Here is an 18,696-nt window from a genome sequence, read left to right on the forward strand (position 1 = left end):
TAATGGAGAATTTATGAGCCAACTATTTGTCCGAACCGGAATCACATTCGACTCGAGCCAACAGGCGCTGGCGCACATTGGCAAAGAGATGCTGGCGAAAGGCGTGGTACATGATAGTTATCCACAGGCGCTGGTGGAACGTGAAGCGTCTTTTCCTACCGGCATTGCGCTGGAGCGTCACGCCGTCGCTATCCCTCATTGCGAGGCGGTTCATGCGAAATCACCCGCTATCTATCTGATTCGTCCAGATAAGCCGGTCATGTTTCAACAGGCGGATGATGACGAAGAGATTGCCGTTTCGTTAATCATCGCCTTAATCGTTGAAAACCCGGCGGCACAGCTAAAACTTCTGCGCCGCCTGTTTAGTGAGCTACAGAACCCGAGCACCCTCGATGCCCTGTTAAGCGCGCCGGATGCCGAACTGGCGATACGCTTTCAGGAAACCATCCTTGAGCCTGAGCAGTGCGTCCAGGTTTGATAATAAATTGATAATAATGAGGAATACCCTATGAAACGTAAAGTAATTGTGGCCTGTGGCGGTGCGGTTGCAACCTCAACGATGGCTGCGGAAGAAATTAAAGAGCTATGTGATGCCAACCATATTGAGCTCGACTTAGTGCAATGCCGGGTCACCGAAATCGAAACCTATATGGACGGCGCCGATCTTATCTGTACCACTGCCAGGGTCGATCGCGCCTTCGGCGATATTCCCGTCGTTCACGGTATGCCTTTTGTTTCCGGCGTGGGTATTGAAGCATTACAGCAAAAAATTCTGTCCATTCTCATGGGGTAACGTATGTTTAGCGAAATAATGCGTTATATCCTCGACTTAGGCCCAACGGTGATGTTGCCTCTGGTGATCATCGTGTTCTCTAAACTGCTGGGAATGAAGCTTGGGGATTGTTTTAAATCGGGTTTGCATATTGGTATCGGCTTCGTGGGTATTGGTCTGGTCATCGGCCTGATGCTGGATTCTATCGGCCCCGCGGCGAAAGCCATGGCGGAACATTTCCAAATCAATCTCCACGTTATTGACGTCGGCTGGCCAGGTTCATCGCCCATGACCTGGGCGTCACAAATCGCGCTGGTCGCGATCCCTGTCGCCATTGGGGTTAACGTCCTGATGCTGGTGACCCGCATGACCCGCGTGGTGAATGTCGATATCTGGAATATCTGGCACATGACCTTCACGGGCGCCATGCTGCATCTGGCGACCGGTTCATACTGGCTGGGGATTCTGGGCGTTGTGGTTCATGCCGCCTTTGTCTACAAACTGGGGGACTGGTTTGCCAAAGATACCCGCGACTATTTTGGCCTGGAGGGGATTGCAATCCCACACGGCTCATCCGCGTACCTGGGCCCCGTGGCGGTGCTCGTTGATACCATTATCGAAAAAATTCCGGGTCTCAATCGTATTCACTTTAGCGCAGACGATGTCCAGAAACGCTTCGGACCGTTTGGCGAGCCGGTGACTGTCGGCTTCGTGATGGGGCTGGTGATTGGTGTACTGGCAGGCTACGACGCCAAAGCCGTTCTGCAACTGGCGGTCAAAACCGCAGCGGTGATGCTGCTTATGCCACGCGTCATTAAACCTATTATGGATGGCCTAACGCCTATCGCGAAACATGCGCGTAAACGTCTACAGGCCAAATTTGGCGGGCAGGAGTTCCTGATAGGCCTTGATCCAGCGCTACTGCTCGGTCATACCTCTGTTGTCTCCGCGAGCCTGATATTCATTCCGCTGACCATCCTGATTGCCGTCTTAGTACCGGGAAACCAGGTGCTGCCGTTCGGCGACCTCGCCACCATCGGTTTCTTTATTGCGATGGCGGTCGCGGTACACCAGGGCAACCTGTTCCGCACGCTGATTTCAGGTGTCATTATTATGGGTATCACCCTGTGGATAGCCACCCAGACGATTGGCCTGCATACCCAACTGGCTGCCAATGCCGGAGCGCTAAAAGCAGGCGGACAAGTCGCCTCGCTGGATCAGGGCGGTTCTCCCATCACCTGGCTGCTGATTCAACTTTTTACCTGGCAGAATATCGTCGGCTTCGCCGTCATTGCCATTATCTATCTGGCCGGCGTACTGCTGACCTGGCGTCGCGCCCGACAGTTTGTCGCGGCTGAGAAAGCCACGGCGCTACAGCAAAGTCAAATCGCCTCTTAATTTTAGGGGAGCAATCGCTCCCCTCACCTTCCTGGAGAATGTTATGAAATCAGTGGTTATTCACGCTGAGGGAGACGTGCGCGTTGAAGAACGCCCCTTACCACAACTGCAAGCCGAGGACGATGTGTTGGTCAAAGTCGTTAGCTCAGGGCTTTGCGGGTCAGATATCCCGCGTATTTTCGCGCAGGGCGCCCATTATTATCCTATTACGTTAGGTCATGAATTCAGCGGCTACGTTGAATCCTACGGCACAGGCGTAACGGATATGCAGCCCGGCGATGCCGTCGCTTGTGTCCCGCTTCTTCCCTGCTTTCACTGTCCGCAATGCGAACGCGGTTACTTTTCTTTATGCAAACAGTATCAGTTTGTAGGATCGCGCAGCGAAGGCGGTAATGCGGAATATGTGGTGGTCAAACGGGCCAATCTTTTCCGCTTGCCGTCTGATATGCCGATTGAAGATGGCGCGTTTATCGAACCGATTACCGTGGGCTTACACGCCTTTCATCTGGCGCAGGGCTGCGAGGGGAAAAACGTAATTATCGTTGGTGCCGGGACAATTGGCCTGCTGGCCTTACAGTGCGCGCGGGAACTGGGCGCGCGAAGCGTAACGGCGATTGATATCAATCCGCAGAAACTGGAACTGGCGAAAGCGCTCGGCGCAACGCATACCTGTAATAGCCGGGAAATGACCGCCGACGACATCCAGACCGCGTTGTCCGACATTCAGTTTGATCAACTGGTTCTCGAAACGGCAGGAACTCCCCAGACCGTCTCGCTGGCTATCGATATCGCCGGGCCGCGCGCGCAACTGGCGCTGGTGGGGACGTTACATCACGATCTCACCCTGACAACGCGTACATTCGGGCTAATTTTGCGTAAAGAGCTCACGCTCCTCGGCAGTTGGATGAACTACTCCGCGCCATGGCCAGGAGAGGAATGGGAAACCGCAGCGCGCCTGTTGGCTGAAAAACGTCTTCAACTGACCCCTCTCATTGCCCATCGCGGCGATGCGGAAAGCTTTGCAGAAGCAGTCAAAGCGCTTAATGGCGCGCCCATGCAGGGCAAAATCTTACTTCAACTTTCCTGATGGTACGAGCCAGCAACCTGCGCTGGCTCACATTTCCTTTCGAAATTTAGCGTTCACCTTTCGCAATCCTTCGTTTAAACTAGTTACAGTTAATTATCAGGCAAATCAATATGAACTCATTTGAGCGAAGAAATAAAATTGTCGACCTGATTAATACGCAAGGCAGCGTGCTGGTGATGGATCTTTCAAATACCTTTGGTATTTCTGAAGTGACTATCCGTGCTGACCTGCGTCTGCTGGAAGAGAAAGGCCTTGTCACCCGTTTTCATGGCGGCGCGGCAAAACCGGGAAGTCATCTGGCGGAAGGCGACAATCAGGAAGTCATTCTGGAAGATCGGTATCAACTCGCCAGCGATCCGAAAAAGCGGATTGCCCAGGCGGCTGCGGCAATGGTTGAAGAAGGAATGACCATCATTCTGGATAGCGGGAGCACAACATTACTGATTGCGGAAGCGCTCGCGCGAAAAAGCAATATTACGGTGATCACTAACAGCTTGCCTGCCGCTTTTACGCTATCAGAAAATAAAGATCTCACGCTGGTGGTTTGCGGCGGTACGGTACGGCATAAAACCCACTCAATGCACGGCACGATTGCGGAACGATCGCTACACGGCATCAGCGCCGATGTCATGTTTGTCGGGGCGGATGGTATTGATGCGACAAACGGTATTACCACGTTTAACGAAGGTTATTCCATTAGCGGCGTCATGGCGGCGGCGGCACACAAAGTTATCGCGGTACTGGACGCGACCAAATTTAACCGTCGCGGCTTTAACCAGGTATTGCCGATGGACAAGATCGACTGTGTGATAACCGATGACACTATCAGCAAACAGGATAAAGCGGCATTAGCGAAAACAGGCGTGGAACTAATGATCGTCTAAAAAGGAGTCGGTTATGCGTTGCTGATCGCGAGAGTAAGCCCGAAGGAAAGGCCCGGCCCGCTATCACCGCCCAATGCCCCCATCAATTTACCCACATCAATCACCTGATTGAGTATTAACGCGATGGCGATAAAAGGCGGTTCCCGGGCGCTCGCTTTTACTCTTCCTGCTGCTCCAGCGCGTACTTATACAGCGCATTTTTCTTCACGCCGTGAATTTCTGCTGCCAGCGCCGCCGCTTTTTTCAGCGGCAGTTCTGCCTGTAGCAGCGCCAGCGTGCGCAGCGCGTCGGCGGGCAGGTCGTCTTCTTGCGCTTTATGGCCTTCGACAATCAGCACCATTTCGCCTTTGCGGCGGTTTTCATCTTCTTTGACCCACGCCAGCAGCTCGCCGACCGGCGCGCCGTGAATGGTTTCCCAAGTTTTGGTCAGCTCACGCGCCAGCACCACGTAGCGGGATTCGCCCCACACGTCCACCATATCTTCCAGGCTATCCAGCAGACGATGGGTGGACTCATAAAAAATCAGCGTTCGCGGCTCCGCTTCAACCGCCTTCAGCGCATCACGGCGACCTTTGGATTTCGCCGGTAAAAAGCCTTCATAGCAGAAACGGTCGGATGGCAGGCCAGCGGCGCTCAGGGCGGCAATCGCCGCACACGGCCCCGGTAGCGGCACCACGCGAATCCCCGCTTCGCGACAAGTACGCACCAGATGGTAGCCCGGATCGTTAATCAGCGGCGTACCGGCGTCGGAAACCAGCGCAATGTTCTGCCCTTCTTTTAGCTTCGCGACCAGCGTTTCCGCTTTTTGTTGTTCGTTATGGTCATGCAACGCGAACAGCCGGGCGTTAATCGCGAAATGTTGCAGTAATAAACCGGTATGACGAGTGTCTTCAGCGGCAATTAAATCAACGGCTTGTAAAACTTCGAGCGCGCGTTGAGTAATATCAGCCAAATTCCCGATAGGAGTAGGTACAATAAAGAGTTGGCCCTGAGAATTATCCGCCGATTCGTTTTGTTTCATTGTGTCGTCCGTATTGCCGATTTAATATTGAGCATTGCGTAAAAAATATCACTGGATACAGTATGGTACCCTCAACATTTTCTCGTTTGAACGCCGCGCGCGCGCTGCCTGTCGTCCTGGCTGCGCTACTTTTCGCCGGGTGCGGCACCCAGGCGCCAGATCAAAGCGCAGCCTATATGCAGGGTTCAGCGCAAGCTGACTCCGCCTTTTACCTGCATCAGATGCAGCAAAGCGCAGATGATAGCAAGACCAACTGGCAATTACTCGCCATTCATGCACTGCTGAAAGAAGGAAAAAGCCAGCAGGCCGTCGACCTGTTCAACCAACTCCCGCAAAATCTGAACGATGCCCAGCGTCGCGAACAGTCTTTATTAGCGGTAGAGATCAAACTGGCGCAAAAAGATGTCGCAGGCGCGCAGGCCTTGCTGGATAAACTAAAACCCGCCGACTTTGCGCCACATCAGCAAGCACGTTACTGGCAGGCGCAGATCATTGCCAGCCAGGGACGCCCGTCGCTTACCCTGTTGCGGGCGTTAATCGCCCAGGAACCGCTACTGGCGGCGAAAGATAAACAAAAAAATATCGACGCTACCTGGCAGGCGCTCTCCGCCATGACGCAAGATCAGGCCAGGACGCTGGTTATCAACGCCGATGAAAATGTGCTTCAGGGATGGCTGGATCTGCAACGCGTCTGGTTTGACAACCGCAACGATCCGGACATGCTGAAAGCCGGGATCGCCGACTGGCAAAAACGCTACCCGCAAAATCCGGGGGCAAAAATGCTGCCGACGCAGCTCGTCAATGTACAACGTTTTAAACCAGCCTCCACCAGCAAAATCGCTCTGCTGCTGCCGCTGAACGGTCAGGCTGCCGTGTTTGGCCGTACCATCCAGCAAGGTTTCGAAGCCGCGAAAAACCTCGGCACCCAGGCGGTGGAAATGCAGCCTGCCGCCGCGCCTGACGCGCCGGTCGAACCTGGCGTGGAGGAGACGCAACCACAAATGACCGACGGCGTCGCCAGTCCGTCGCAGGCCTCGGTGAGCGATCTGACTGATGACGCTCCATCCCAGTCCACTACGCCAGTCAGCGCGCCACAAACTCCCCCTGCTACAACAAGCGCGCCGGCGGATCCCTCCGCTGAATTAAAAATCTACGATACCTCTGCCCAGCCGTTGGATCAGGTGCTTGCTCAGGTTCAGCAAGACGGCGCCAGTATCGTGGTCGGGCCGCTGTTGAAAAACAATGTGGAAGCGCTGATGAAAAGCAACACGCCGCTCAACGTGCTGGCGCTCAACCAGCCGGAAACTGTACGTAGCTTCCCTAATATCTGCTATTTCGCGCTCTCTCCTGAAGATGAAGCCCGTGACGCGGCGCATCATATTTATGACCAGGGCAAGCAGTCGCCGCTGCTGTTGATCCCACGCAGCGCGCTTGGCGATCGCGTGGCGAACGCCTTCACCCAGGAGTGGCAAAAACTGGGCGGCGGCATCGTATTACAGCAAAAATTCGGCTCCGTAGCCGAGCTCAAAATGGGCGTGAACGGCGGCGCGGGTATCGCGTTGACGGGCAGTCCGGTCGCCGCCAGCGTGCCTGCGCAGCCGGGCGTCACCATTGGCGGTCTGACTATCCCTGCGCCGCCGACCGACGCGCAAATCACCGGCGGCGGACGCGTAGACGCGGTCTATATTCTGGCTACGCCGGAAGAGATTGGCTTTATCAAACCGATGATCGCCATGCGTAACGGCACCCAGAGCGGCGCGACGCTGTATGCCAGCTCCCGCAGCGCGCAAGGCACCTCCGGCCCCGACTTCCGTCTGGAGATGGAAGGTTTACAATACAGTGAAATTCCTATGCTGGCAGGCGGCAATATGCCGTTGATGCAGCAGGCGCTGAGCGCTATACATAACGACTATTCTCTGGCGCGGATGTACGCCATGGGCGTGGATGCCTGGACGCTGGCGAACCACTTTTCGCAGATGCGTCAGGTGCAGGGGTTTGAGATCAATGGTAATACCGGCGCATTAACTGCCAGCCCGGATTGTGTGATTAACAGGAAGTTATCATGGCTCAAATACCAGCAAGGGGAGATTGTTCCCGCCAGCTAACGCGTAAACAGGCTGGCGACGCGTGGGAAGCTGCCGCGCGTCGCTGGCTGGAAAGCAAAGGACTGCGGTTTATCGCCGCCAACGTGCGCGAGCGCGGCGGCGAAATCGATCTGATCATGCGTGACGGAAAAACGACGGTTTTTGTTGAGGTCCGCTATCGGCGCTCCGGGCTTTATGGCGGCGCGGCGGCTAGTGTGACCCGCAGCAAGCAACACAAATTATTACATACTGCCCGCTTGTGGCTCGCCCGCCAGAATGGGAGTTTTGATACTGTGGATTGTCGGTTCGATGTGTTAGCCTTCACCGGAAATGAGATTGAGTGGTTTCGGGATGCGTTTAACGACCACTCATAATTGAAGATTTTAAGGATTAGCGTGCTCGAAAGAATCAAAGTTTGCTTTACAGAAAGCATTCAAACTCAAATTGCTGCGGCGGAAGCGCTTCCGGATGCCATTTCCCGCGCCGCCATGACGCTGGTTCATTCCCTGCTTAACGGCAACAAAATCCTCTGTTGTGGAAACGGGACGTCCGCGGCCAACGCACAGCATTTTGCTGCCAGCATGATTAACCGCTTTGAAACGGAGCGACCCAGTTTACCCGCCATTGCACTAAATACCGATAATGTGGTCTTAACTGCGATCGCTAACGATCGCCTGCACGATGAAGTTTATGCAAAACAAGTCCGGGCGCTGGGACATGCAGGCGATGTTTTATTGGCGATCTCTACGCGTGGTAATAGTCGCGATATCGTAAAAGCCGTTGAAGCAGCCGTCACACGTGACATGACCATTGTGGCGCTAACCGGGTATGACGGGGGTGAGCTGGCCGGACTATTAGGGCCGCAGGATGTTGAAATTCGTATCCCTTCACATCACAGCGCGCGCATTCAGGAAATGCATATGCTGACGGTAAACTGCCTGTGCGATTTGATCGATAACACGCTTTTTCCTCACCAGGATGATTAAGGAGTACACATGAAGGCATTTTCGCCGCTCGCAGTCCTTATTTCTGCGTTGCTATTGCAAGGTTGCGTCGCCGCCGCGGTAGTGGGTACGGCAGCCGTCGGCACCAAAGCCGCAACCGACCCGCGTAGCGTGGGCACCCAGGTGGATGACGGAACGCTGGAACTGCGTGTCAGCAGCGCGCTGTCGAAAGATGAGCAAATCAAAAAAGAGACGCGCATCAATGTCACGGCTTATCAGGGCAAAGTTTTGTTAGTGGGCCAGTCGCCAAACAGCGAACTCTCCGCACGCGCGAAACAGATAGCGATGGGCGTTGAAGGCACCACCGAGGTCTATAACGAGATTCGCCAGGGTCAGCCTATCGGCCTGGGGACCGCCTCTAACGATACCTGGATCACCACGAAAGTTCGCTCACAGCTACTGACCAGCGATCAGGTAAAATCGTCAAATGTGAAAGTCACCACCGAAAATGGCGAAGTATTCCTGCTGGGCCTGGTAACTGAACGTGAAGGTAAAGCGGCAGCGGACATCGCCAGCCGGGTGAGCGGCGTGAAACGCGTGACCACCGCCTTTACGTATATTAAGTAACCGGTGTGCCGGGTGGCGATAAAAATGTGTAAACCGCGTCGCCATCCGGTAAATCATCCGGCTTCGCTACCCCGCTTTTTCCCGCAGTTGCGATGAGGTCAGAATCGTCACGCCTTCTTGTGCTGGCGCCAGCGCTTCCGCCAGCATGGCCCGCGCCACATCCCGCGCATCAATCGATTTCCAGTTTCCGGGCAGCAGCCGGAATAGCGGAGCGAAAAGCGTTTCATTCACCCGCCGCGTTGTTCTGTCGCCGAGCAGCATAGAAGGCCGGGCAATCGTCAAACGAGGCCAATCTTGCGCGATTAACGCCTCCTCCATTTCTCCTTTCACCCGATTGTAGAAAAACGGAGAGTGCGCGTTTGCTCCCATTGCGCTGACCACCAACATGTGCTGCGCGCCCAGTCGACGCCCGGTCAGCGCGGTATCAACCACCAGCGTATAATCCGCATGAATAAACGCCGCTTTACTTCCCGCTTCACGCCGGGTCGTGCCCAGGCAGCAAAAAACAATATCTACCGGGTCGGTCACCTGAGCTAACGCGTCGGTAAGCTGCGGATCGTGAGGGTTATAAACGCCGACAATATCCGTCAGCGGACGACGCGTCGGCGCGGCGATAGCGCTCACCTGCGGCGTGTTGATTAACATTCTCAGCAGATGTCCGCCGACCAGTCCGGTCGCGCCGGTAATCAGTACCTGACTCATCCTCGCTCCTTTACAGATTTGTCCACCTTGCACTCTCGGCCCTATCGACCAGGCTTAATAGTCTACGAGGTAAGTATCCATCATTGTGGAAAATTTGCCTTACCCGACGCCACCACTGCGGAGGAAACGCATGAGTAAGAAAATTGCCGTTTTGATTACCGATGAATTTGAAGATTCAGAATTTACCTCGCCGGCAGCAGAATTCCGTCAGGCCGGCCATGAGGTCATCACCATCGAAAAAGAGGCGGGTAAAACGGTGAAAGGAAAAAAAGGCGAGGCCAGCGTCACCATTGATAAGGCTATTGATGACGTTCGCCCCGACGAGTTCGACGCCTTGCTATTGCCGGGAGGTCATTCGCCGGACTACCTGCGCGGCGACAGCCGTTTCGTGGATTTTACCCGCGATTTCGTTAACAGCGGTAAACCGGTTTTTGCCATTTGCCACGGCCCACAGTTGTTGATCAGCGCCGATGTCATTCGTGGCCGCAAACTCACGGCGGTGAAACCGATTATTATCGATGTGAAGAATGCGGGCGCGGAATTTTACGATCAGGAAGTCGTCGTCGATAAAGATCAGCTGGTGACCAGCCGCACGCCTGACGACCTGCCGGCATTTAACCGCGAGGCGCTACGCCTGCTGGGCGCGTGAGTCGCGTAACCAGTGCAGTTTTTTACCAAACCCCAGCGTGTTGTCGGTGAATTTAATTTCATCCAGCCGGATTTCCCATACCGGCGCTGGCAGCACCCTGGCGACCGGGAAGCGACGAAGGTAAGCTTTACGCGCGGCGTCGCTCTCCTGCCCCTCCAGACGGCGAATTACCCCTTTAAACTGTACGCCGCGAATGCGCGTCACCGTTTTCGGCTGACCATTGACCGTTCCCGCAACTGGCGCGCACGCGCCGGACATTTGCGCATGGCGGGTTTTATCATCCGTTAACAGATACAGCGCGACGTTTTGCGCATCGAACAAATAAAACGCATTGGCGCACCACAGCTCTCCCTCATGGTGTACGCACCAGGTCACCACGTGTTGTTTCGCCAGCCAACGGCCAATAGCGGTAAGTGTGTCCATCTTTATTCTCGCTTATACTGGGAATCTGAAAATTATCATGCTGATGGCGACAATGACACCCTGGTATCTGTATCTGATTCGTACCGCAGACAATGCGCTTTACACCGGAATAACCACCGATGTGGCGCGTCGTTACAGGCAGCATCAAACGGGAAAAGGCGCAAAAGCATTACGGGGAAAAGGCGAGTTAACGCTGGCGTTTGCGGCGCAGGTCGGCGATCGCTCGCTGGCCCTGCGCATAGAGTATCGCATCAAACAGCTCACAAAGCGCCAGAAGGAGCGCCTTGTGACGGAACGCGAAGCGTTTGAGGCGCTGCTGTCCAGCCTGCAAACGCCGGTGCTTAAAAACGATTGAAGTGGTCGTGATACTCCACCAGCCCCGTCACGCCTTCCAGCGCATCCTCAGCCAAACGGTGTACCTGGAAAGCGCTTTCCGTACCGGGCCAACGGCAGTGAAGATCGTAATGCGCGGCCAGTTCAAAACCGAAGCGGCTATATAACGCCGGGTCGCCCAACGTCACGACCGCCGCGTAGCCGAACTCGTTGAGCGAATCCAGCCCTTCATACACTAACTGGCGCGCCAGCCCTTGCCCGCGATACTTTTCATCGACCGCCAGCGGCGCCATGCCGACCCACTGTAAATCTTCGCCCTGCACATCAACCGGACTAAAGGCGACATAGCCCACCACCTGGCCTTCATCATCCGTGGCCACCAGTCCGAGCGTCAGAAAACCATCTTCACGCAAATCGTGAACCAGCTTCGCTTCCGCATCGCTTTCGAATGAACGGCGTAACAGCGCATCAATACCAGGCGCATCAATGGGAATTTCTACTCGAATTAGCATGGTTCACCTACCGAGGTCTGTTTGGTTTCCGGCGAGTTTTTCATTCCCGCCTCAACAAAATCCGCCAGTTGCAGCAGCATAACGCGTAACGCTTTCGGCATCTGCTCCAGTTCGATGGCGTCCATCAGATTCTTCACATACAACCCTAACTCAGTATCGCCTTCAATGACCAGTCGACGCTGGAAAAAGAGCGTATCCGGGTCCTGTTTACGGGCAGCTATCATTAGCAGATCGCTGGCGTCGGCGCTAAAACTGACGTCGGCATCCGCCTGCTGGCTAACGATCAGCTTTTCATTTTCAACCGTGGTATACCATTTTAAGTCGATGTCACGAACATGAATGCTTAACCAACGACCTTCGAGGAATTCCAGCTCTCCATCGGCCAGCGCCTGACGAAACTGCCAGCTCAGAACCTGTTCCAGAACCTGGCGCTTTAGCGCAAAGGGCGTCAGTTTAACCGGTACACTCATCAGAGACGGGCCAGCATGGACTAAGCGTGAACGCAGTTTATCTAACACGAGCTTTACTCCCTGTTTCAATAGTCCTGTTATTTTGCCATATCCAATAAATCACATGGCGGCGTAAATCAACAATTGGGTCTGATTTTCTACCCCATTATTGGTGTTACCAATACGCCTTTAACTGCCTTAAATCAAAAATTGTCGCAGCAAGGTTAACTAAAATCCCTGTTCGTTAACAATTTTGCGTCTCAGACGTAACCCTCAGGATAAATTATGGAGCTGCTCTGCCCTGCCGGAAATCTCCCGGCGCTGAAGGCGGCCATCGAAAACGGCGCTGACGCCGTTTATATCGGGTTAAAAGACGATACCAATGCCCGTCATTTTGCCGGCCTTAACTTTACCGAAAAAAAATTGCAGGAAGCGGTGAGTTTTGTTCACCAGCATCGCCGCAAATTACACATCGCCATTAATACTTTTGCGCATCCGGACGGCTATGCCCGCTGGCAGCGCGCCGTGGATATGGCGGCGCAGCTTGGCGCCGACGCGTTGATTCTCGCCGACCTCGCTATGCTGGAATATGCCGCAGAGCGTTACCCGCATATTGAGCGCCATGTTTCCGTTCAGGCCTCGGCAACCAACGAAGAGGCGATTCGCTTTTATCACCGCAACTTTGATGTCCACCGCGTAGTACTGCCGCGTGTACTGTCGATTCACCAGGTAAAACAACTGGCCCGCGTCACGCCGGTGCCGCTGGAGGTATTCGCGTTTGGCAGCCTGTGCATTATGGCGGAAGGTCGCTGCTATCTTTCTTCTTATCTGACGGGGGAGTCGCCCAATACCGTCGGCGCCTGCTCGCCCGCCCGCTTTGTCCGTTGGCAGCAAACGCCGCAGGGGCTGGAATCGCGCCTGAATGATGTCCTGATTGACCGTTACCAGGATGGCGAAAACGCGGGCTACCCAACGCTGTGTAAAGGCCGCTATTTAGTGGACGGCGAGCGCTATCACGCGCTGGAGGAGCCAACCAGCCTGAACACGCTGGAACTACTGCCGGAGCTCATGGCGGCGAACATCGCTTCGGTGAAGATCGAAGGTCGCCAGCGCAGCCCGGCCTATGTCAGCCAGGTGGCGAAAGTGTGGCGCCAGGCGATCGATCGCTGCAAAGCCGCCCCGCAAAACTTCGTTCCACAGCGCGACTGGATGGAGACGCTCGGCGCGATGTCCGAAGGCACCCAAACCACGCTTGGCGCATATCACCGTAAATGGCAGTGAGAGGAGCTATGAAATATTCCTTAGGACCGGTGCTTTATTACTGGCCGAAAGAGACGCTGGAAGATTTTTATCAGCAGGCCGCAAAAAGCAGCGCTGATGTCATTTATTTGGGTGAAGCGGTGTGCAGCAAGCGTCGCGCTACCAAAGTCGGCGACTGGCTGGAAATGGCGAAATCCCTCGCCGCCAGCGGTAAGCAGGTGGCGCTCTCCACCCTGGCGCTGGTACAGGCGTCATCTGAATTAAGCGAGCTGAAACGCTATGTAGACAACGGCGATTTTCTGCTGGAAGCCAGCGATCTTGGCGTGGTAAATCTGTGCGCCGAGCGCAAACTGCCGTTTGTCGCCGGCCATGCGCTGAACTGCTACAACGCGGTCACGCTGCGCCGGTTGCTGAAAGAAGGCATGGTACGCTGGTGTATGCCGGTGGAGCTGTCCCGCGACTGGCTGGTGAATTTGCTTAATCAGTGCGATGAACTGGGCATCCGCAATCAGTTTGAAGTGGAAGTGTTGAGCTACGGGCATCTGCCGCTGGCCTACTCCGCTCGCTGCTTTACCGCCCGTTCGGAAGACCGCCCGAAAGATGAGTGCGAAACCTGCTGTATCAAGTATCCAAACGGTCGTGACGTGCTCTCGCAAGAGAATCAGCAGGTGTTTGTGCTTAACGGTATTCAGACCATGAGCGGCTATGTCTATAACCTTGGCAACGAACTGACGTCGATGCAGGGATTGGTCGATATCGTGCGGCTGTCGCCGTTGGGTACGGAGACATTTGCCATGCTTGATGCCTTTCGCGCTAACGAAAACGGCGGTGCGCCATTACCGCTTGCCTCCCATAGTGACTGCAACGGCTACTGGAAGCGGCTGGCAGGGCTGGAGCTACAGGCCTAGCCGGATGGCGGCATAAATACCTTGTCCGGCCTACAAATAGCGCTCCCGTAGGCCCGATAAGCGCAGCGCCATCGGGTATTGTTTTGCCGTCAGTCTCATAAAGCTCACTTTGTTAACAACATTCGCTAATCTTTAATGCAGTATTAAAAGATTAACCGGTAACAAAGTGAGCCGTTATGACTGACAAAACTATTCCGTTCTCGGTGCTGGATCTGGCGCCGATCCCTGAAGGATCTTCGGCAAAAGAAGCCTTTACTCACTCGCTTGATCTCGCACGGCTGGCTGAAAAGCGCGATTATCACCGCTACTGGCTGGCAGAACATCACAACATGACCGGTATCGCCAGCGCGGCGACCTCGGTATTGATTGGTTATCTGGCGGCCAATACCACAACATTACATCTTGGTTCCGGCGGCGTGATGCTGCCTAACCATTCACCGCTGGTGATTGCCGAGCAGTTCGGCACGCTGAATACGCTCTACCCGGGACGTATAGACTTAGGGTTGGGACGCGCGCCGGGTAGCGATCAGCCGACGATGCGCGCGCTACGTCGCCATATGAGCGGCGATATCGATAACTTTCCACGCGATGTCGCAGAGCTGGTGGACTGGTTCGACGCTCGCGACCCTAATCCGCATGTGCGCCCGGTGCCCGGCTACGGCGAGCAGGTCCCGGTCTGGCTGCTGGGCTCCAGCTTGTATAGCGCACAGTTGGCGGCCCAGCTTGGCCTGCCGTTCGCCTTTGCTTCGCATTTCGCACCGGATATGTTGTTCCAGGCGCTGCATCTGTACCGTACCCAGTTCAAACCTTCAGCGCGGCTGGAAAAACCGTACGCGATGGTGTGTATCAATATTATCGCCGCCGACAGCAACCGCGACGCGGAATTCCTGTTTACCTCCATGCAGCAGGCTTTTGTGAAGCTACGCCGTGGGGAAACCGGCCAACTGCCGCCGCCGGTTGAGAATATGGAGACCTTCTGGTCGCCATCCGAGCAGTATGGCGTGCAGCAGGCGCTAAGCATGTCGCTGGTCGGTGATAAGGCGAAAGTGCGACACGGGCTGGAAGCTATCTTGCGTGAAACCCAGGCGGATGAAATTATGGTCAACGGGCAGATTTTCGATCATCAGGCGCGGCTGCATTCGTTTGATTTGGCGATGGATGTGAAGCAGGAATTGTTGGGGTAGCGCGTTGTTTTGCCCGGTGGCGCTTCGCTTACCGGGCCTACAGCATCAAGTAGGCCGGATAAGGTGCAACCGCCATCCGGCACAATAACGTTACTGGTACACCGGCAGCAAATTAAAGCTCGACAGAATATGGATAACCGCGTTGCCGACACCGAAGACCAGAATCAGTACAATCATCGGTTTACCGCCCCAGACGCGAAATTTTGGGCTGCCGAAACGTTCGCGAGATTTGCGCGCCAACAGCGCAGGCACAATGGCCGCCCAGATGGTCGCCGCAAGACCGGCATAACCAATGGCATAGAGGAAACCGTTCGGGTACAGCAGGCCACCGACAATCGGCGGTACGAAGGTCAGCAGCGCCGTTTTAAAACGCCCCATTGCCGAGTCATCAAAGCCAAACAGATCCGCCAGATAGTCAAACAGCCCCAGCGTCACGCCGAGGAAGGAACTGGCGACCGCAAAGTTAGAGAACACCACCAGCAGCAGATCCAGGCTGCGGCTGTTCAGCACGCCGCTCAACGCCTGTACCAGCACATCAATATTGCCGCCTTTCTGCGCAATGCCGATAAATTCCGGACGCGGGATGTTGCCCATCGTCCCCAGCAGCCAGACGGAATAGAGCGCCAGCGCCAGTAACGTCCCATAAATCAGGCATTTGACGATGGTGCGCGGATCTTTGCCGTAATATTTCATCAGGCTCGGTACGTTACCGTGATAACCAAAAGAGGCCAGACAAAATGGCAGCGTCATCAGCAGGTACGGCGTATATGACGCGTGGCTTTCAGCCACGTTAAACAACGTGGCAGGCTGAACGTGCCCTAACAGGCTGCCGAAGGTCAGGAAGAAAGTAATCACTTTCGCGCCCAGCACAATCGCCGTCATCCGGCTGACCGCCTTCGTACTCAGCCACACAACAAACGCCACCAGCAGCGCAAAGGCAAAACCTGCCGCTCGCGCCGGAACGTTCAGCGACATCTCAGCAAAGGTATGTTGCAGAATCGAGCCGCTCGCCGAGATATAGGCGTAAGTCAGGATGTAGAGCACAAAGGCAATAGAAATGCCGTTGACAATGTTCCAGCCTTTCCCCAACAGATCTTTGGTGATGGTGTCGAAACTCGAACCAATGCGGTAGTTAAGGTTGGCTTCGAGGATCATCAGCCCGGAGTGCAGCATACAAAACCAGGTAAAGACCAGCGCCGCCATCGACCAGAAGAACCACGCCCCGGACATGACCACCGGCAGGGAGAACATCCCCGCGCCAATGATGGTGCCGCCGATAATCACCACGCCGCCAAGCAGCGAAGGTGACGTTTGGGTGGTGGTAAGTGTTGCCATTCAGCTCTCTCTCCAGTCATTTATAATGTGACTATCTCTCAATACGTTGCACTGTACCAGTACACGAGTACAAAAGAAATAAAAAAAGCCCCGATTGTGACGATCGGGGCTGTATATTTTACTTTACGCTGTGAATGCGCAGGTCAGCGTGAGTTACGCATCACCGCCGAAACGACGGCGACCGGTAGAGTCATCACGACGCGGACCACGGCTTTCACGACGTTCGCCGCTGAAGCGACGACCATCACCACGACCACCTTCACGACGTTCGCCGCTGAAATTACGACCGCCTTCACGACGCTCGCCACTGAAGCTACGACCACCGCCGCGACGTTCGCCGCCCGCGTGCGGAACAGCATCACCCAACAGCTGCATATTCATCGGCTTGTTCAGAATGCGAGTACGCGTGAAGTGCTGGAGCACTTCGCCCGGCATACCTTTCGGCAGCTCGATGGTGGAGTGAGACGCGAACAGCTTAATGTTACCAATGTAACGGCTGCTGATGTCGCCTTCGTTAGCGATAGCGCCCACGATATGACGAACTTCAACGCCGTCATCACGGCCCACTTCAATGCGGTATAACTGCATATCGCCAACGTCACGACGTTCACGACGCGGACGTTCTTCACGGTCGCCACGCGGGCCACGGTCATTACGATCGCGCGGACCACGGTCATCACGATCGCGGAATTCACGCTTAGGACGCATCGGCGCATCCGGCGGCAGGATCAGCGGACGCTCGCCCTGCGCCATTTTCAGCAGTGCGGCAGCCAGCGTTTCGAGATCCAGCTCTTCGCCTTCAGCAGACGGCTGGATTTTCGCCAGCAGCGCACGGTACTGATCCAGATCGCTGCTTTCCAGTTGCTGTTGAACTTTCGCGGCGAATTTTTCCAGACGGCGTTTACCCAGCAGTTCTGCGTTCGGCAGTTCCACTTCCGGAATGGTCAGCTTCATGGTGCGTTCGATGTTGCGCAGCAGACGACGCTCGCGGTTCTCAACGAACAGCAGCGCGCGACCGGCGCGACCCGCACGGCCGGTACGACCGATACGGTGAACGTAGGACTCGGAATCCATCGGGATATCGTAGTTCACCACCAGGCTGATACGTTCAACGTCCAGACCACGTGCCGCAACGTCGGTAGCGATCAGGATGTCCAGACGACCATCTTTCAGGCGTTCCAGAGTCTGCTCGCGCAGCGCCTGGTTCATATCGCCATTCAACGCGGCGCTGTTGTAGCCGCTACGTTCCAGCGCTTCTGCTACTTCCAGGGTCGCGTTTTTGGTACGTACGAAGATAATCGCCGCATCAAAGTCTTCCGCTTCCAGGAAACGCACCAGCGCTTCGTTTTTACGCATACCCCAGACAGTCCAGTAGCTCTGGCTGATGTCAGGACGGGTAGTCACGCTGGACTGAATGCGCACTTCCTGCGGCTCTTTCATAAAGCGGCGGGTAATGCGACGAATCGCTTCCGGCATGGTGGCGGAGAACAGAGCGGTCTGATGACCTTCCGGGATCTGCGCCATAATAGTTTCAACGTCTTCGATGAAGCCCATACGCAGCATTTCGTCGGCTTCATCCAGCACCAGACCACTCAGTTTAGAGAGGTCGAGGGTGCCGCGTTTTAAGTGATCAAGCAGACGTCCCGGCGTACCGACAACGATCTGCGGCCCCTGACGCAGGGCGCGTAACTGCACGTCATAACGCTGACCGCCGTACAGGGCAACCACGTTTACGCCGCGCATGTGTTTAGAGAAATCCGTCATGGCTTCGGCAACCTGTACCGCCAGTTCGCGGGTTGGCGCCAGCACCAGAATCTGAGGTGCCTTCAGCTCAGGATCAAGATTGTTGAGCAGCGGTAAAGAGAACGCTGCGGTTTTGCCGCTACCGGTCTGGGCCATGCCCAGCACGTCGCGACCGCCCAGCAGATGCGGAATGCACTCTGCCTGGATTGGAGATGGTTTTTCGTAACCCAGATCGGTAAGGGCTTCAAGGATAGGAGCCTTCAGCCCCAGATCTGCAAAAGTGGTTTCGAATTCAGCCATGTAGTACGTGTGCCTCAAAATTAATGGCGGCCAGTCTACATAACTCATCATGAAATTGATCTGCAATTTTCATTGAAAAGT

General features: G+C 55.2%; 22 protein-coding genes. 14 read left to right on the top strand and 8 right to left on the bottom strand.

What is annotated here, in order from left to right; translation table 11 throughout:
- Positions 1–13 precede the first annotated feature (13 nt).
- From gatA to NAZ64_RS06710, 5 genes are all read left to right on the top strand, one after another.
- Positions 14–478, top strand: coding sequence for a PTS galactitol transporter subunit IIA (gatA, locus tag NAZ64_RS06690; RefSeq protein WP_000080445.1), 465 nt, complete (start codon positions 14–16; stop codon positions 476–478).
- A 30-nt stretch (positions 479–508) separates the two neighbouring features.
- Complete coding sequence (gene gatB / locus NAZ64_RS06695) at positions 509–793, top strand: PTS galactitol transporter subunit IIB (protein ID WP_000824293.1); 285 nt, start codon at positions 509–511, stop codon at positions 791–793.
- A gap of 3 nt (positions 794–796) precedes the next feature.
- The gene (locus NAZ64_RS06700; RefSeq protein WP_000490601.1) at positions 797–2,170 is read left to right on the top strand and encodes a galactitol-specific PTS transporter subunit IIC; all 1,374 of its coding nucleotides are present in this window, start codon (positions 797–799) and stop codon (positions 2,168–2,170) included.
- A gap of 43 nt (positions 2,171–2,213) precedes the next feature.
- Complete coding sequence (gene gatD, locus NAZ64_RS06705) at positions 2,214–3,257, top strand: galactitol-1-phosphate 5-dehydrogenase (protein WP_000844174.1); 1,044 nt, start codon at positions 2,214–2,216, stop codon at positions 3,255–3,257.
- Between the two features lie 110 nt (positions 3,258–3,367).
- Positions 3,368–4,141 carry a DeoR/GlpR family DNA-binding transcription regulator gene (locus NAZ64_RS06710; RefSeq protein WP_001083899.1) on the top strand — a complete coding sequence of 258 codons (774 nt, stop codon included), beginning with the start codon at positions 3,368–3,370 and terminating at the stop codon, positions 4,139–4,141.
- Between the two features lie 157 nt (positions 4,142–4,298).
- Here the strand turns inward: NAZ64_RS06710 and rsmI are convergent, their stop codons facing one another.
- A complete protein-coding gene (gene rsmI, locus NAZ64_RS06715; protein WP_024797478.1) occupies positions 4,299–5,162 on the bottom strand; it encodes a 16S rRNA (cytidine(1402)-2'-O)-methyltransferase in 864 nt (287 codons plus the stop codon).
- A gap of 62 nt (positions 5,163–5,224) precedes the next feature.
- Between rsmI and NAZ64_RS06720 the strand changes: the two genes are divergently transcribed.
- From NAZ64_RS06720 to dolP, 4 genes are read left to right on the top strand one after another with little or no spacing between them, the layout of a single operon-like run.
- Positions 5,225–7,267 carry a penicillin-binding protein activator gene (locus NAZ64_RS06720; protein ID WP_220569613.1) on the top strand — a complete coding sequence of 681 codons (2,043 nt, stop codon included), beginning with the start codon at positions 5,225–5,227 and terminating at the stop codon, positions 7,265–7,267.
- Entirely contained in the window at positions 7,225–7,620 is a 396-nt protein-coding gene (locus tag NAZ64_RS06725; protein ID WP_000057285.1) for a YraN family protein, read from the top strand. The genes NAZ64_RS06720 and NAZ64_RS06725 overlap by 43 nt, the downstream gene beginning before the upstream one ends.
- A gap of 21 nt (positions 7,621–7,641) precedes the next feature.
- On the top strand, positions 7,642–8,232 hold the full coding sequence (gene diaA / locus NAZ64_RS06730) for a DnaA initiator-associating protein DiaA (RefSeq protein WP_000893481.1): 591 nt from the start codon (positions 7,642–7,644) through the stop codon (positions 8,230–8,232).
- 9 nt (positions 8,233–8,241) lie between these two features.
- Positions 8,242–8,817, top strand: coding sequence for a division/outer membrane stress-associated lipid-binding lipoprotein (gene dolP, locus NAZ64_RS06735; protein ID WP_000643280.1), 576 nt, complete (start codon positions 8,242–8,244; stop codon positions 8,815–8,817).
- Between the two features lie 66 nt (positions 8,818–8,883).
- On the opposite strand, the gene NAZ64_RS06740 is transcribed toward dolP, so the two are convergent.
- Positions 8,884–9,519 carry an NAD(P)H-binding protein gene (locus NAZ64_RS06740; RefSeq protein WP_001552025.1) on the bottom strand — a complete coding sequence of 212 codons (636 nt, stop codon included), beginning with the start codon at positions 9,517–9,519 and terminating at the stop codon, positions 8,884–8,886.
- 130 nt (positions 9,520–9,649) lie between these two features.
- Here NAZ64_RS06740 and yhbO point away from each other — a divergent pair, with 130 nt between their 5' ends.
- Positions 9,650–10,168 (top strand): protein/nucleic acid deglycase, encoded by a 519-nt coding sequence (gene yhbO, locus NAZ64_RS06745; protein WP_000037599.1) that lies wholly within the window; start codon positions 9,650–9,652, stop codon positions 10,166–10,168.
- Here the strand turns inward: yhbO and NAZ64_RS06750 are convergent.
- Positions 10,148–10,591 (bottom strand): YhbP family protein, encoded by a 444-nt coding sequence (locus tag NAZ64_RS06750; RefSeq protein ID WP_000380407.1) that lies wholly within the window; start codon positions 10,589–10,591, stop codon positions 10,148–10,150. The genes yhbO and NAZ64_RS06750 overlap by 21 nt on opposite strands.
- A 37-nt stretch (positions 10,592–10,628) precedes the next feature.
- Between NAZ64_RS06750 and NAZ64_RS06755 the strand changes: the two genes are divergently transcribed.
- A complete protein-coding gene (locus tag NAZ64_RS06755; RefSeq protein ID WP_000928379.1) occupies positions 10,629–10,946 on the top strand; it encodes a GIY-YIG nuclease family protein in 318 nt (105 codons plus the stop codon).
- Here NAZ64_RS06755 and NAZ64_RS06760 read toward each other — a convergent pair.
- Positions 10,933–11,436: a GNAT family N-acetyltransferase gene (locus NAZ64_RS06760; RefSeq protein WP_000908562.1), complete on the bottom strand. Its 504-nt coding sequence runs from the start codon at positions 11,434–11,436 to the stop codon at positions 10,933–10,935. The two genes, NAZ64_RS06755 and NAZ64_RS06760, sit on opposite strands and share 14 nt — an antisense overlap.
- Positions 11,430–11,954, bottom strand: coding sequence for a ubiquinone anaerobic biosynthesis accessory factor UbiT (gene ubiT / locus NAZ64_RS06765; RefSeq protein WP_000884721.1), 525 nt, complete (start codon positions 11,952–11,954; stop codon positions 11,430–11,432). The genes NAZ64_RS06760 and ubiT overlap by 7 nt, the downstream gene beginning before the upstream one ends.
- 216 nt (positions 11,955–12,170) lie before the next feature.
- On the opposite strand from ubiT, the gene ubiU reads away from it, so the two are divergent.
- The 3 genes from ubiU (at position 12,171) to NAZ64_RS06780 (ending at position 15,237) form a co-directional block, all read left to right on the top strand.
- A complete protein-coding gene (gene ubiU / locus NAZ64_RS06770; RefSeq protein ID WP_000421309.1) occupies positions 12,171–13,166 on the top strand; it encodes a ubiquinone anaerobic biosynthesis protein UbiU in 996 nt (331 codons plus the stop codon).
- A gap of 8 nt (positions 13,167–13,174) precedes the next feature.
- Complete coding sequence (locus NAZ64_RS06775; RefSeq protein WP_000877716.1) at positions 13,175–14,053, top strand: U32 family peptidase; 879 nt, start codon at positions 13,175–13,177, stop codon at positions 14,051–14,053.
- A 176-nt stretch (positions 14,054–14,229) separates the two neighbouring features.
- On the top strand, positions 14,230–15,237 hold the full coding sequence (locus tag NAZ64_RS06780) for a luciferase-like monooxygenase (RefSeq protein WP_220569611.1): 1,008 nt from the start codon (positions 14,230–14,232) through the stop codon (positions 15,235–15,237).
- Positions 15,238–15,327: 90 nt separating this feature from the next.
- Here NAZ64_RS06780 and mtr read toward each other — a convergent pair whose 3' ends face one another.
- The 3 genes from mtr to yrbN form a co-directional block, all read right to left on the bottom strand.
- The gene (mtr, locus tag NAZ64_RS06785) at positions 15,328–16,572 is read right to left on the bottom strand and encodes a tryptophan permease (protein ID WP_220569610.1); all 1,245 of its coding nucleotides are present in this window, start codon (positions 16,570–16,572) and stop codon (positions 15,328–15,330) included.
- Between the two features lie 153 nt (positions 16,573–16,725).
- Positions 16,726–18,615 carry an ATP-dependent RNA helicase DeaD gene (deaD, locus tag NAZ64_RS06790; protein WP_000807248.1) on the bottom strand — a complete coding sequence of 630 codons (1,890 nt, stop codon included), beginning with the start codon at positions 18,613–18,615 and terminating at the stop codon, positions 16,726–16,728.
- Complete coding sequence (gene yrbN / locus NAZ64_RS06795; protein ID WP_010723222.1) at positions 18,608–18,688, bottom strand: protein YrbN; 81 nt, start codon at positions 18,686–18,688, stop codon at positions 18,608–18,610. Before yrbN ends, deaD begins: the two co-directional genes overlap by 8 nt.
- Between the last annotated feature and the right edge of the window lie 8 nt (positions 18,689–18,696).

It is taken from the genome of Salmonella sp. A1325, from assembly GCF_056991255.1.

What these genes read in the sequence shown, in the direction of transcription:
- gatA (WP_000080445.1), top strand. Translation starts at nt 14, where the DNA reads ATGAGCCAACTATTTGTCCGAACCGGAATCACATTCGACTCGAGCCAA.
- gatB (WP_000824293.1), top strand. Translation starts at nt 509, where the DNA reads ATGAAACGTAAAGTAATTGTGGCCTGTGGCGGTGCGGTTGCAACCTCA.
- NAZ64_RS06700 (WP_000490601.1), top strand. Translation starts at nt 797, where the DNA reads ATGTTTAGCGAAATAATGCGTTATATCCTCGACTTAGGCCCAACGGTG.
- gatD (WP_000844174.1), top strand. Translation starts at nt 2,214, where the DNA reads ATGAAATCAGTGGTTATTCACGCTGAGGGAGACGTGCGCGTTGAAGAA.
- NAZ64_RS06710 (WP_001083899.1), top strand. Translation starts at nt 3,368, where the DNA reads ATGAACTCATTTGAGCGAAGAAATAAAATTGTCGACCTGATTAATACG.
- rsmI (WP_024797478.1), bottom strand. Translation starts at nt 5,162, where the DNA reads ATGAAACAAAACGAATCGGCGGATAATTCTCAGGGCCAACTCTTTATT.
- NAZ64_RS06720 (WP_220569613.1), top strand. Translation starts at nt 5,225, where the DNA reads ATGGTACCCTCAACATTTTCTCGTTTGAACGCCGCGCGCGCGCTGCCT.
- NAZ64_RS06725 (WP_000057285.1), top strand. Translation starts at nt 7,225, where the DNA reads ATGGCTCAAATACCAGCAAGGGGAGATTGTTCCCGCCAGCTAACGCGT.
- dolP (WP_000643280.1), top strand. Translation starts at nt 8,242, where the DNA reads ATGAAGGCATTTTCGCCGCTCGCAGTCCTTATTTCTGCGTTGCTATTG.
- NAZ64_RS06740 (WP_001552025.1), bottom strand. Translation starts at nt 9,519, where the DNA reads ATGAGTCAGGTACTGATTACCGGCGCGACCGGACTGGTCGGCGGACAT.
- yhbO (WP_000037599.1), top strand. Translation starts at nt 9,650, where the DNA reads ATGAGTAAGAAAATTGCCGTTTTGATTACCGATGAATTTGAAGATTCA.
- NAZ64_RS06750 (WP_000380407.1), bottom strand. Translation starts at nt 10,591, where the DNA reads ATGGACACACTTACCGCTATTGGCCGTTGGCTGGCGAAACAACACGTG.
- NAZ64_RS06755 (WP_000928379.1), top strand. Translation starts at nt 10,629, where the DNA reads ATGCTGATGGCGACAATGACACCCTGGTATCTGTATCTGATTCGTACC.
- NAZ64_RS06760 (WP_000908562.1), bottom strand. Translation starts at nt 11,436, where the DNA reads ATGCTAATTCGAGTAGAAATTCCCATTGATGCGCCTGGTATTGATGCG.
- ubiU (WP_000421309.1), top strand. Translation starts at nt 12,171, where the DNA reads ATGGAGCTGCTCTGCCCTGCCGGAAATCTCCCGGCGCTGAAGGCGGCC.
- NAZ64_RS06775 (WP_000877716.1), top strand. Translation starts at nt 13,175, where the DNA reads ATGAAATATTCCTTAGGACCGGTGCTTTATTACTGGCCGAAAGAGACG.
- NAZ64_RS06780 (WP_220569611.1), top strand. Translation starts at nt 14,230, where the DNA reads ATGACTGACAAAACTATTCCGTTCTCGGTGCTGGATCTGGCGCCGATC.
- mtr (WP_220569610.1), bottom strand. Translation starts at nt 16,572, where the DNA reads ATGGCAACACTTACCACCACCCAAACGTCACCTTCGCTGCTTGGCGGC.
- deaD (WP_000807248.1), bottom strand. Translation starts at nt 18,615, where the DNA reads ATGGCTGAATTCGAAACCACTTTTGCAGATCTGGGGCTGAAGGCTCCT.
- yrbN (WP_010723222.1), bottom strand. Translation starts at nt 18,688, where the DNA reads ATGAAAATTGCAGATCAATTTCATGATGAGTTATGTAGACTGGCCGCC.